Genomic DNA, 12,758 nt, shown 5'->3' with positions numbered 1-12,758 from the left:
TTGAATTTAAAAAAACTTTAAACTACTTCAAATATTTTTAAATAAATATAAATTGATGCCAAAACCAAAATCACACCGCTTGCTTTGATGAGATATCCCGAAACAGCATTCAGCTGCAAAATCTTTTTAAACAGAGATGTAAACAGGGCTGCTATAACCAAAATAGAGCCTTGTCCTATGGAAAACAAAAACAACATCAAAGCTGCGCTTATAATATTTCCTTTTACGGACGCATAAGCCAAAATCCCGGCTAAAATCGGAGTAGAGCATGGGGTGGTGGCAAAAGCGAATAAAAATCCTATCAAAAGGGGGTATAACACGAGGTTATTATTACGGTTTTGAGGCAAAGACTTGACAAACACAGGCATGGGAATTTCTATAATTTCAAGCAGGTTAAGCCCGAAAATCATAATCAACGAAGCCATAATCAAACCCCAGTAAGGACCGGATTGAGAGCCGAAAATCTTACCTGTAAGGGCGCAAAACACGCCTACCAGCGTGAGCATTAATGCCAAACCCAAAATAAAGAAAAATATTTGTATAACACTTCTAAAGTCTTTTTTTTCGTTATCTCTGCCGATAATAAAACCGACCACCACGGGTAAAAGACCGATAGAACAAGGGGAAATCGACGTTATAATTCCGCCGAAAAATGCCAATAAATATATCACCCAGCCAAGCCCGTCAAAGCTTACATGCTGTGAAAATAACTGTGAAATAAAATTATTCATTTACAACTAACTGATCCAATAAATTCTTCAAAGATTCAGCAGACATAGAACCTTCGAATTTTTTAACAACATTACCGTTTTTATCTATTAAAATAGTGGTTGGAACGACTTTTACGGAATATTTTTCAATCTTGTCCATAACGCTTTTATCCTGCATTTGCGTGGAAATTTTTTGGAAAGTAATTTTATTTGTATATTGAGGTTCAACAACCTCCAATACTTTTTTTAACTTCACGCACTCCGAACATAACGGTGCGGAAAACTCAATAACCATAGGTTTATCAACTGCGGCTTGTACTGCCGTATTGTAGTTATCAGGCGCTTTAAAAATCGAATAAAATGTGATAGGCAATGCCATAATGAGTAAGATAGCAACGATACTTAATTTCTGTTTCATAAAATTGTCCCCTTTTTGTCCTACTACTATTGTATAATGTTTTAATTCATTTTTCCAGTGGTTTATGCTATTTTATGATTAAATTGCAACAATGATAACCCCCCTGTAGGATAATATGTTTTTTCATTTAATAGAATTATCAAAAAACCCGATTATGTTTTTAGGCTTTATAGTCTTTTTAGTTATGCCGTTATTATTTTCAATCTCCTTTCATGAACTGGCGCATGGCTACATAGCGTATAAATTCGGGGATATTACTCCAAAAATGCAAGGCAGATTGACGCTTAATCCTCTTGCGCATTTAGACCCCGCAGGTACAATCATGCTGTTTTTAATAGGTTTAGGTTGGGCAAAGCCTGTTATAATAAACCTTCAAAACATACCTGACCGTACACAGCAAATGCTGGTAGCGCTTGCAGGACCTGCATCAAATTTTTTGCTGGCGGTAGTTTTTGCGTTGTTTGTAAGTATTACACCCCAAAATCATGAATTTATCATCACTCTTTTCGACATGGTCGTTAAGATAAATTTAGGGCTAATGCTTTTTAACCTTCTGCCTATACCTCCTCTCGACGGTTCAAGAATAGTGTCATGGCTTTTGCCGCCGGAGCTGGAAAGGCAGTATAACTCCATAGAACCTTACGGCATATTTATATTGCTTATCATTATTTTTACGGTAGGTTTTGGTTTTATTTTTCAAATTTCTTCCAAAATAAAAATGTTTTTGTACGGTTTAATGCAAATTCAGGGTTTGAGCTGATGGTTGAAGTATATTTGGCGCTGGGCGCAAATATGGGAAGCAAGAAGGAAGCCATAAAAAAAGCCTATGTTCTGCTTGAATTAAACCCGCAAATTAAATTTGTTAAAAAATCAAAATTTTACGCCTCAAAACCTTACGGAAATGATAAACTACACGATTTTGTCAATACTGTTATAAAAATCAAAACCAATCTTTTGCCGTTGGAGCTTTTACACTACATAAAAAAAATCGAAAGCATGCTCGGGCGAAAATCACGCCAAAATAACGTTTATGAGAACCGTCCTATTGATATAGACATTTTATTTTACGGTAATATACAGTTGAAGACTCCTGAATTGACCATTCCGCACAAAGATATCAAAAACAGGGATTTTGTGGTGTTTCCGCTGATTGAAATTGCACCCGAATTCAGAAACATTCTTTCGCCCGTAACCATCAAAAATAATCTGGAGCTTATTAATGACTAAAGTTGCAATCATAGGCGGCGGACCGTCCGGTGTGATGGCGGCAATCAGCGTTAAAAGATTTCATCCTGAATATGAAGTGGTTATTTTTGAAAAATATTTTCCGCTTAAAACCCTTCTACCTACAGGCGGAGGCAGGTGCAATCTCGGATTTTACGAAACCGATATGAAATCCCTGATTAAAAACTACCCGCGGGGCGAAAAATTTTTATATTCAATCTTCAGCCAATTTTCTACGGAAGACACCATAGAATTTTTCAAATCTATAGGGGTTAAAACTTATACACAGGACGACGGGCGGATTTTCCCTGTTTCAGACTCTTCCAAAGAGGTCGCACAAGCTCTCACATTACAGCTCAAAAAATTAAAAGTAACCGTCAAACACTCTATAATCAAAGAAATCAAACCTCAAGGCGAAAAATTTATAATCAATAATACAGAATTTGATAAAGTAATAATCGCGGCAGGCGGCAGGTATAACAGCCCCTCAAGCGGTTTTGAACTGGCGAAATCCTTATGCCACAAAATTATTGACCCTAATCCCGCTTTATCATCGCTTGAGATTAAAGAGAAATATTTAAGCAGCGTTTCGGGCGTTTCTTTAAAAAATGTTACCGCCCGGATATCATTCGAGGATAAAAAATTAAACCTTACTGATGATTTATTGTTCACACACAAAGGGATTTCAGGACCTTTGGCTTATAAAATTTCATCGATTTATGCCAACGGCAAATTTTCCAAATCCAACCCCGTTATAGTAGAACTTGATTTTTCTAACGGCGCAGAAATCAATTTGCAGCAAATGCTCAACGATAATTCCAAAAAATTTATTCTCAACATAACCGACAAATTTATGCCAAAAGCGCTTGCCAAAGTGCTGCTTGAACAAATCAACCTCCCTTTTGAAAAAAGGTGCTGCGATATTAACAAAACAGAAAGAGAACAAATCAAAGTCATCCTGACAGCGGCAAAACTCACGGTTACAGCTGCTTTAAAAGACGGTGAAATCGTAACGGCAGGCGGAGTGGACCTTAATGAAATCAACCCCAAAACCCTTGAATCAAAAATCATGCCAAATTTGTACTTTTGCGGTGAAGTGCTTAATATAGACGGATTTTGCGGAGGATTCAACTTGCAAAACTGCTGGTCAACAGGCTTTATTGCAGGCAAAAATGTTTAATCAAAATTATTGCCTTTAATATTTTAGTAGCAAAAATTTTTTTTCACATTCTTTAAAAATATAAAGCTAACTCGGATTATTTATGAACATCAATACGATTTCGTGTATGTCCTTCGGAAAAATTACACTGCAACCGGGCATAAGTATCAAAAACCAAAAAACTTCACAAAAGGAGAAGATAAATTTTGTGCAGTATGAAGCCGGTAATGAAGAGGACCTGAAAGCTATAAAGTACAAGACACAAGCCTGGAACGCGGGGTCTAATAATTATCCGCTTGCAAAAATTATTTATGACCAATTGAATACAAGTAAAAGTACTTGGGAAGAAGACCAACCTAACTGTTATACCGTTTACGGTTTTGAAAATGCGGACGGAGATATCTTAACGCTTGGTATGACGGACTCAAAGGGTGAAACAAAATATTTCGGTAATGCTTTGGATTTATCTTTGTTGGTGGTAGACCCGCAATATTGTTACCTGCAGGAAAACCGAAAATATAAAGGTCTGGGTGCAATGATGACCGCTAAAGTTCTGGAGCTGGCAAAGCAAGCCGGCAAAGACAAAGTCATTTTAAGCAGCTGCAATGACAATTTTTGGAAAAGCAGCGGATTGTTTCAAAAAGAAGAGCCGAAAACTCCCGAGTTCAATGCAGCTCATACAGTGCCTTTTTTCTCAATAAGCCAAAATAAATTTGATAATTATATTAACCGGGCATATAGAAGACAGCAAATTTAAAAATATCGCCAAAAGTCGGCGCAATCTGCCGAATATATTTAATTTTTAACTTCAATCAGCCCGAAAACCTTATCAATAACCGCAGCAGGCATCAAATTAGTTAAACACCGTACGCTTGAGGTTTTGCATTTTTTCTTGTAACAAGGCTGGCAGGGCAAATCCAAACTTATATTGATATTTTTTGCACCGTAAGCAGCGTTTCTGACTGCGGAAGTCGAGCCGAATAGACAAATTACAACGGGTTTTTCAACCGCTGCCGCTAAATGCGCAGAGCCGCTGTCAGGCGTAATAACAATATCCGCCCTTGAAAAAACTTCTTTCAACTGCAAAATCGTTGTTTCGCCTGTTAAGTTAATAATATTGTTATTCCTGCATTTTGAGATTATATCTGTAATATAAGCATTATCTCCTTTGCCTGCGGATATAACGACATTCGCTTTGTTTTGCAGGCTGTCAATGACTTTTACCCAGTTTTCTATAGCCCAGTGCTTTGTGGTCCAGGTTGTAGAAGGCGCTATTACTATAGTTTTTAGTGTTGGGTCAATTTCTTTTAAAAGTTCTTTGGCATAATCTTTGTCATCCTGCGAAGCATCAGGCAGGCAGAAGCTTGTTTCAGGTTCTTCTATTCCCAACGCCCGTGCAAAGTCCATATTACGCTCAATAACATGCCTGCTTGTATCAAATATGGGTATAGCTTCCAAGCGTTCGTTGGCAAAAAGGTGAGCAAATTCTCTTGATTTATCGTGCGCTAATCTGGTTTGCGCCCCTGACAGAAAAGAAATTATTGCGCTTTTAAACAGTTCCTGCGAGTCTATAGCTATGGTATAGCCTTCTTTGCGGATTTCTCTTATGTAGTTTATAAATTCCCAAAGGTTTTTAAGATGATTTTTTGATTTTTTCCATTTACTTTTCGGCATAACGTGAACTTTATCCGCGACGGGATTATTTTCAATCAGGTATTTAAACCTGTCTTCCACTGCCCAGCCTATAAAAACACCGGGGAATTTTTCTTTTAAAGCCTTGGCAAGCGGCAGGGTATGAATACAATCACCAAGCGCACTAAGTCTTACTATTAAAATTTTATCGTTTGGTTTTAGCATAATCCTACAGAGTTTTGGCTTTGTTAATTCGTTTTGAAATCTTTTCTTTGCCTAAAATTTCAATAACGTGAGATAAGTCAGCGCCTTTTAACCTGCCTGTTAACGCAGCGCGCAAAGTCCACATAACCGTCTTCGGCTTAACAGCTTCAAAAGATTTTCGAAATTCGCCCAATCTTTCAACGATTTGTTCGTGATTGTTTAAATCAAGAGAGTTGACAAACTCTTCCGCCCTGTTTAAAACAGCTTTGGCATCATCGGTTTTTAAAACATCAAGCGCTTCAATTTGGCAGTTCACATCATCACCGAAGAAATATTCAACACTGTCCGTTATTTCACTTAAAACAGTAACAGGCTCTTTAACTGCCGCAACAATTTCTTCCAATTGTTCCTGCGAATATTCGGACAAATCATATTGTTGCATGTATTTTAAAGCCCTTTTTGTAATTTCTGAATTAGGCATACTTCTTATGTACTGCCCGTTCATCCAGTTTAATTTGTCAAATTCAAAAATAGAGTTGCTTGGCGAAATACCGCTAAGGTCAAAGTCTTTAATAATTTCATCGAGTGTTTTAATTTCAACGCCGTCAGAAGGTGTCCAGCCCAAAAGTGCGATGAAGTTCACAAACGCTTCAGGCAGATAACCCTGCTCGATAAATTCGCTAACCGCAGTGGCGCCGTGACGTTTGGATAATTTTGTTCTGTCGGGAGCCAAAATCATACCAACGTGGGCGAATTCGGGAATTTTTGCGCCCAGCGCTTCATAAATTGCGATTTGCTTAGGAGTGTTAGAAATATGGTCTTCGCCTCTTATAATATGGGAAATAGCCATTTGCATATCGTCTATCACCACTGCAAAATTGTATGTCGGGGTGCCGTTAGACTTCATAATCACAAAATCACCCGTTAACGCCGTATTAAATTCCAAATCACCTTTTACAAGGTCTTTGAACTTCATAAGTTTAGCCGGCATTTTAAACCTTACTACAGGTTTTCTGCCTTCTTTAATAAATTGCGCCTTCTGCTCGGGAGTCAGCGCCCTGCACCTGTTTGAATAAATATAAGCTTTTTTCTCATTAATAGCGGTTTGTTTTTCTTCTTCAAGCTCTTCCTGAGTACAATAGCATTCATAAGCAAAGCCCTCATCCACTAATTTTTGCGCAAATTGTTTATAGGTATCGAACTTCTCCGATTGTGTATAAGGAGCATAATCGCCGCCCACATCAGGACCTTCATCCCAGTTAAGCCCCATTGCTTTTAAAGAATCAAAGATATTGCGAATATATTCCACGCTGCTTCGCTCAAGGTCAGTATCCTCTATGCGCAAAACAAATTTTCCGTTATTTTTCTTCGCAAAAAGGAAGTTGAACAAAGCTGTTCTTGCAGTACCCACATGCAAATTTCCGCTTGGACTGGGTGCTATCCTGACTCTGATATCTGACATTTTTACCTCTTATGATTAAATAATTTCGATGATTTGATTCTATCACGAATAAATTTGTGCAGGTAGGAGCTTTAGTCTGTTATTGCCCAAAGCCTGCCGCTGTCTGATTTTATAAGTTTTATATCAAGCCCGAATATTTTTGTGAGGTTTTCTTCGGTGAGTACTTTTTCTCTTTCATCACAAACTTCTATACGACCCGAGTTTAAAATCATTCCCTTTGTAAAAACAGGCAAAATATCTTCGATACGCTGTGAGATAAAAATCATGGTTAAATCAGGGCATGATTGTGCAAGTTCATTCACTGCCTCCAGCAAAAATTCGCGTTCTTTAATATCAAGAAAAACGTTCGGTTCGTCTAAAATAACGAGTTCAGGCTTAGTCAACAACGCTCTTGCCATAAGGATTTTCATCTGTTCGCCCGATGACATTTCAAGCATACTCTTATTTTTGAGGTGAGAGGCATTCAGCCGTCCGAGAATATCTCTCGCTTTAGCAAGTTCTTCCTCCGTCGGCTGTCTGTAAAACCCGACATAACCGTCAGGTCCTGAAAGCACCATCGCAAGCCCCGTCAACTGCCGTGATAAATACTCCTGAATAAACGGACTGACCCAAGCAATAGATTTTCGCAAACGGTTTAAATTCACAACTCCAAAACGCTGCCCCAAAACCTCAACTGTTGCACCGTAAAACGGCCATACATAACCAAGCATAGTCTTTACAAGAGTGGTTTTGCCCGCTCCGTTCGCGCCTAAGATAAAATATTTTTCGCCGCGTTTTATTTCCAAATTAATGTCATGCAAAATTTCGTTACCGTTCAAAGCAACTGTTGCATTTTCAATTTTCACAGCCAAATTAGTCTGGTTATCAATACTTTTTTGAATATCTTGAAGTTCTTTTTCCATAGTAATTATTATATTACATCAAGATAATAAGTTCCGTACGTTGGTAATTCACAGAAAAAAGGAAAAAATGTTAATTCTTTCCTTTTCAGTTGCGCATGCATTAAATGCATAGATTATAGTCTATGTTTATAGATATTAGTCTATTAATCTACTCTTGTCAATATGAAATAATGTGCTTATGCATGACAACAAACAACTATTGGAAAAAATCGCAGTAGCAGTGCGTGCTGAGAGATTTAAGCAGAAAATATCTCAGGAGAGACTTGCTGAGCTTGCGGGGCTTAGTGTCAATTTTATAAGCAATGTAGAAAATGCCAAACAGGATGTAAGGCTGGGTAACCTTAACGCTATAGCTCATGCCTTAAAAAAAAGCATAAAAGATTTGATATAAAAATTAATCTGCCCGAATTGTCTGCAAAACTTTTGAACATAAATAGAAGGAACCTGCGGCGATTTTCAGCGAATTTTTGGCAGTAAGCCGGACAAACTCCGTGATTTGCGCTGTTTTGATTGTATTAATTTCAGCTTTCGGAAAAAACTGTTTTATTGCGCTTGCAAGCCGGTCGGATTTAACGGCATTTGGCGCAAAATCATCTGTCAGATAAATTTCATCTTCTTGCGAAAAAAGTTTTGTAACCACATTTTGATAATCTTTTGTGTCTAAAATCCCGAACAGCCAAACACGCTTCAAGCCCTTAAAATATACATTCAGACTCTCAATCAGCCTTTGCGCGGCATCTTCGTTGTGCGCCCCGTCAATAAGCAGGTTAAATTCTTCAAGATACTGCATTCTGCACTTCCAGAATACTGTTTGCAAAGCTTCAACAAGCTTATCTTGCCTGATTTTAAAGCCTGCTGCTCTTAAATAATCAACACCGCAAATAACAAGTTCAAGATTTCTCGCCTGAAAAGCTCCTTTTAAAGAGAGTTTGTAAGTATTTATGCCGCTTGAAAATTCATTTGTTTCCGGGTCGGTGAGCAAAAAACGTTCCCGAATATCAAGAATTGCCGCCTTTTTAGCTTGCGCAACGCCTGAAATAACGCTATAGCCTTTGTTGTCAGAACTTATTATCAAAGGGGTGTTTTGCTTCAAAATACCGCCTTTTTCAAATGCTATCTCCCCAATCGCAGCGCCGAGCCTGTCCTGATGGTCTGAACTTATATCGGTAATAATTGTAAGAAGAGGATTTTGCACAATATTTGTAGCGTCCAGCCTTCCGCCTAAGCCCGTTTCTAAAATCACAATATCTGTCTTTTGTTCTTTAAAGTACAAAAATGCTATTACCGTAAGGATTTCAAACTCCGTTAGTTCAAGGGCGTTTTCGCGTGCGGTATTTTCAACAAGTTCAAAATACTGCGTAAAAACCTGTTCCTCTACCTCAACACCGTTTATTTTAAAACGCTCTGTATAGCTAAGCAAATGCGGGCTTGTATATAAACCCGTCTTATAGCCGTTATTAGCCAAAATACCCGCAAGCATGCTGCACACCGAACCTTTGCCGTTCGTTCCGGCTGTATGGATTACCTTCAGGTCTTTTTGAGGGTTGCCAAAAAGCTCTAAAATGGCGGCAATACGCTCAAGCCCCAAATTAATATGAAATTTTTCTTCCGACTGCAATTTTTTGACCGCGGTTTGAAAGTCCGGCATAAAATCCCTTATGTTAGCTCAAATTTATTATGGAAAAAAAAGACTTAATATACAACAATTCAGTTAAGTTTATTAATATATTTAAGACTGTTCCAATGTCAAAGATTTACTTTCAGCTTTTTTTCACATAATCTTATTATATAATAGCAAATTTAAAAAGGTGAAAAATGATAAACAGTTATCTCGGGATTGACGTAGGTTCGGTTACGACAAAAGTGGCAATAGCGGATGAACAAGGCAAATACATAGACAGCACAATGCTTAGAACCGCAGGCAAACCTGTCATTGCGGTGCAAGCAGGTATGAGAAGACTGTTAGAGCAGCAAAACGAAGAATATAACGTTTTAGGCGTAGGCACTACCGGCAGCGGCAGGAACCTGGCAGGCGCACTTGTCGGGGCTGATGTTATAAAAAACGAAATCACAGCCCATGCAGTAGCCGCCAGCACTTATATAGAAGGTGTTCAAACAATTCTTGAAATCGGCGGGCAGGATAGTAAAATAATAATTTTGCGCGACGGTATCGTAACGGATTTTGCCATGAATACTGTTTGTGCGGCAGGCACGGGAAGCTTTTTAGACCAACAGGCAAGCAGAATGAATGTTCCTATACAAGAGTTCGGACCAACCGCCCTCAAATCCACCAACCCTGCAAGAATAGCTGGGCGCTGCGGAGTTTTTGCAGAAAGCGACCTTATTCATAAACAACAGCTGGGCTATCCGACAGAAGACCTTTTATACGGGCTGTGTCAGGCGCTTGTAAGGAATTATTTAAGCAACCTTGCTCTGGGTAAAGAACTTTTGTCAAAAGTAGTGTTCCAAGGCGGCGTAGCAACTAACGTAGGTATGGTAAAAGCTTTTAGCGAAGCCTTAAATACAGAAGTAATAGTACCTGAAAACCACCAAACTATGGGGGCAATAGGGGCGGCGCTTTTAGCAATGGAAAATCACCAATACACCGGGGAAAATACTAAATTCAAAGGCTGGGAAGTGGGTAACCTGAACTTTAGCGCTATAACAAGCATGTGCAATGATTGTTCAAATAATTGTGAGGTTATTTCCATCATAGAAGGTGAAAACCGTAATAAACAAGGCTGCCGGCTGAAAGATATCGAAGGCAAAATCATAGCAAGATGGGGCGGAACTTGCGGCAAATGGGACGAAACCCACTAGGATTATAACTGTCTTTGCGATTTAAGTTGAAGGGGTGAAGAGCTTGTCATTGCGAAAATGTGTAAGCATTTGAAGTAATCCATAGGAAAGAAGTTGGGAAGCTGAGCAGCTGAGAAGCTGGGGTTGGGTTTAAGAGTTGCAGAGGTTATTTTGCCGTCATTGCGAAAATGCGCAAGCATTTGAAGCAATCCATAGGAAAGCAGCTTCCTAGCTGCCTAGCTTCTTAGCTTCCTTAAGCGGTACTACGAGTTTAAGTCTTAGTTCTCTTAACTGCATTTCATCAACTGTATGCGGAGCATCTGTCATCAAACATTTTGCCTGTGAATTCTTGGGGAAAGCTATTACATCCCTGATAGACTCTGTTTTTGCCATAAGTGCAATCAATCTGTCCAATCCAAGCGCGATACCGGCATGAGGAGGCGTTCCGTATTTAAACGCGTCGATTAAAAACCCGAATTTGTGCTTGATTTCTTCAGGTTCCAGCCCCAAAGCCGCAAACACTTTTTCCTGAATTTCGCTTGAGTGAATTCTCACGCTGCCGCCGCCAAGTTCCGTGCCGTTATAAACAATGTCATAGGCAATAGAACGGCAGTTTTTTCTGTCGTTTTCCAATTTGTCCATATCTTCAGGGTTCGGCATTGTAAAAGGATGGTGTACGGATACGTATCTGTCGTCTTCTTTTGAATACTCAAACATCGGAAAATCGGTAACCCAGAGGAAGCTGTGTTTATCAGGGTCAATCAACCCTAATTTTTCACCGAAATGCAGTCTAAATCTGCCCAAAACATCGAACACTATTTTATCTTCATCAGCAACGAAGAAAACAACATCACCGGCTTTTGCATCGGCTCTTTTTTGAATTTCCGCTATATCGTCTTCTTTTAAGTACTTTAGAATAGGCGATTTGATGGTGCCGTCTTCGCAGTAAGTAATCCATGCCAGACCTTTGGCGCCGAAAGACAGGGCAAGGTTTCTTGTATCATCCATATCTTTTCTGCTGTATGAGGCAATGCCGGGGATTTTGACAGCTCTGGCGGTACCGCCTGATTCTATTACTTCCGCAAAAGCGGTAAATTCGCTCTTTGCCATAACATCGCTTACGTCAAAAAGCTCTAATCCAAAACGCATATCAGGTCTGTCAGAACCAAACCTGTCCATACATTCTCTGTGCGTTAAACGTTGGATAGGCAGCTGAATATCTATATTGGCAACCGCAAAGGCTTTGTTAAGCAGGCTTTCCATCATATTAATAATATCTTCCTGATTAACAAAAGACATCTCAATATCAACCTGTGTAAATTCGGGCTGTCTGTCCGAGCGCAAGTCCTCATCTCTAAAGCATTTTGCGATTTGGTAATAACGCTCAATTCCGCCTACCATAAGGAGCTGTTTAAAAATCTGGGGTGACTGCGGAAGCGCATAAAATCTATTCGCATGAACCCTGCTCGGTACAAGGTAATCTCTTGCCCCTTCGGGTGTTGTGTTGATTAAAACAGGGGTTTCAACCTCAAGGAAATTTTCGCCGTTCAAATAATCGCGAATAGCAGTTACTACCTTGTGTCTTAAAATCAAATTATCCGCAACGGATTTTCTTCTTATATCCAAATATCTGTATTTAAGCCTGATATCTTCGTTTACGGAAGCATTGTCATCAAGCTGGAAAGGCAAGACTTTTGCTTCGCTTAAAACGGTAATTTTTTCGGGATACATTTCAACCGCGCCTGTATCCAAATTAGGGTTATAAGTATCCTCGGGTCTTTTAGAAATTGTACCTTCAATCTGAATAACGTATTCGTCTTTTAAAGCGCTGAAAACTTTATGAACGTCAGGGTTTACCTGAGGGTCTGCCACTGCCTGAAAAATCCCGAATCTGTCTCTTAACTCCACAAAAATAATACCGCCTAAATCTCTGACGTTAGCAACCCAGCCTGCTAACGTAATTTTTTGCCCAATCATCTCTTCTCTGATATCACCGCAATAGGATGTTTTATAACCGGTTAATGTCATCTTCCCACCTTAAAATGTATATAATTATTCACTTTACTATTTTTAACACAAGGATAAGTAAAAAACAAATATTAAATGGGAGGCTGGGAGGCGGGGAAGCTGGGATTGGGTTTAAGAGTTGAAGAGGTTATTTTGCCGTCATTGCGAAAATGCGCAAGCATTTGAAGCAATCCAGGGGAAGAAGCTGAGCAGCTAGGCAGCTGGGAAGCTGGGATTGGGT

At 39.2% G+C, this 12,758-nt stretch carries 13 protein-coding genes; 6 read left to right on the top strand and 7 right to left on the bottom strand.

The genetic code is table 11. The annotated features are described in order from the left end of the window. Nucleotides 1-17: 17 nt before the first annotated feature. The gene (locus PHX18_05600; protein MDD3594085.1) at nt 18-731 is read right to left on the bottom strand and encodes a cytochrome c biogenesis protein CcdA; all 714 of its coding nucleotides are present in this window, start codon (nt 729-731) and stop codon (nt 18-20) included. Beyond that, the gene (locus PHX18_05595; protein ID MDD3594084.1) at nt 724-1,128 is read right to left on the bottom strand and encodes a thioredoxin family protein; all 405 of its coding nucleotides are present in this window, start codon (nt 1,126-1,128) and stop codon (nt 724-726) included. Before PHX18_05595 ends, PHX18_05600 begins: the two co-directional genes overlap by 8 nt. Before the next feature lie 115 nt (nt 1,129-1,243). Between PHX18_05595 and PHX18_05590 the strand changes: the two genes are divergently transcribed. From PHX18_05590 to PHX18_05575, 4 genes are all read left to right on the top strand, one after another. Next, nucleotides 1,244-1,888 (top strand): site-2 protease family protein, encoded by a 645-nt coding sequence (locus tag PHX18_05590; protein ID MDD3594083.1) that lies wholly within the window; start codon nt 1,244-1,246, stop codon nt 1,886-1,888. Then, nucleotides 1,888-2,355: a 2-amino-4-hydroxy-6-hydroxymethyldihydropteridine diphosphokinase gene (gene folK / locus PHX18_05585; GenBank protein MDD3594082.1), complete on the top strand. Its 468-nt coding sequence runs from the start codon at nt 1,888-1,890 to the stop codon at nt 2,353-2,355. Before PHX18_05590 ends, folK begins: the two co-directional genes overlap by 1 nt. Next, nucleotides 2,348-3,532: an aminoacetone oxidase family FAD-binding enzyme gene (locus PHX18_05580; GenBank protein MDD3594081.1), complete on the top strand. Its 1,185-nt coding sequence runs from the start codon at nt 2,348-2,350 to the stop codon at nt 3,530-3,532. Before folK ends, PHX18_05580 begins: the two co-directional genes overlap by 8 nt. An 82-nt stretch (nt 3,533-3,614) precedes the next feature. Beyond that, entirely contained in the window at nt 3,615-4,268 is a 654-nt protein-coding gene (locus PHX18_05575) for a hypothetical protein (GenBank protein MDD3594080.1), read from the top strand. 38 nt (nt 4,269-4,306) lie between these two features. On the opposite strand, the gene PHX18_05570 is transcribed toward PHX18_05575, so the two are convergent. From PHX18_05570 to PHX18_05560, 3 genes are all read right to left on the bottom strand, one after another. Next, entirely contained in the window at nt 4,307-5,368 is a 1,062-nt protein-coding gene (locus PHX18_05570) for a glycosyltransferase family 9 protein (GenBank protein ID MDD3594079.1), read from the bottom strand. A 4-nt stretch (nt 5,369-5,372) separates the two neighbouring features. Continuing rightward, nucleotides 5,373-6,809 (bottom strand): glutamate--tRNA ligase, encoded by a 1,437-nt coding sequence (gltX, locus tag PHX18_05565; GenBank protein ID MDD3594078.1) that lies wholly within the window; start codon nt 6,807-6,809, stop codon nt 5,373-5,375. Nucleotides 6,810-6,880: 71 nt separating this feature from the next. Continuing rightward, nucleotides 6,881-7,711 (bottom strand): ATP-binding cassette domain-containing protein, encoded by an 831-nt coding sequence (locus PHX18_05560; GenBank protein ID MDD3594077.1) that lies wholly within the window; start codon nt 7,709-7,711, stop codon nt 6,881-6,883. Between the two features lie 178 nt (nt 7,712-7,889). On the opposite strand from PHX18_05560, the gene PHX18_05555 reads away from it, so the two are divergent. Then, entirely contained in the window at nt 7,890-8,102 is a 213-nt protein-coding gene (locus tag PHX18_05555; protein ID MDD3594076.1) for a helix-turn-helix domain-containing protein, read from the top strand. A 3-nt stretch (nt 8,103-8,105) separates the two neighbouring features. Here the strand turns inward: PHX18_05555 and PHX18_05550 are convergent, their stop codons facing one another. Next, entirely contained in the window at nt 8,106-9,359 is a 1,254-nt protein-coding gene (locus tag PHX18_05550; protein ID MDD3594075.1) for a bifunctional folylpolyglutamate synthase/dihydrofolate synthase, read from the bottom strand. A gap of 167 nt (nt 9,360-9,526) precedes the next feature. Between PHX18_05550 and PHX18_05545 the strand changes: the two genes are divergently transcribed. Further along, the gene (locus tag PHX18_05545; GenBank protein MDD3594074.1) at nt 9,527-10,531 is read left to right on the top strand and encodes an acyl-CoA dehydratase activase; all 1,005 of its coding nucleotides are present in this window, start codon (nt 9,527-9,529) and stop codon (nt 10,529-10,531) included. A gap of 207 nt (nt 10,532-10,738) precedes the next feature. Here the strand turns inward: PHX18_05545 and aspS are convergent, their stop codons facing one another. Next, a complete protein-coding gene (gene aspS / locus PHX18_05540) occupies nt 10,739-12,538 on the bottom strand; it encodes an aspartate--tRNA ligase (GenBank protein ID MDD3594073.1) in 1,800 nt (599 codons plus the stop codon). Nucleotides 12,539-12,758: the final 220 nt, after the last annotated feature.

Source organism: Candidatus Gastranaerophilales bacterium, from assembly GCA_028696075.1.
Lineage (GTDB): Bacteria > Cyanobacteriota > Vampirovibrionia > Gastranaerophilales > JAILCC01 > JAQVHS01.
Note: the sequence above shows the minus strand (reverse complement) of the source record. Positions and strands in the feature narration are given on the sequence as shown.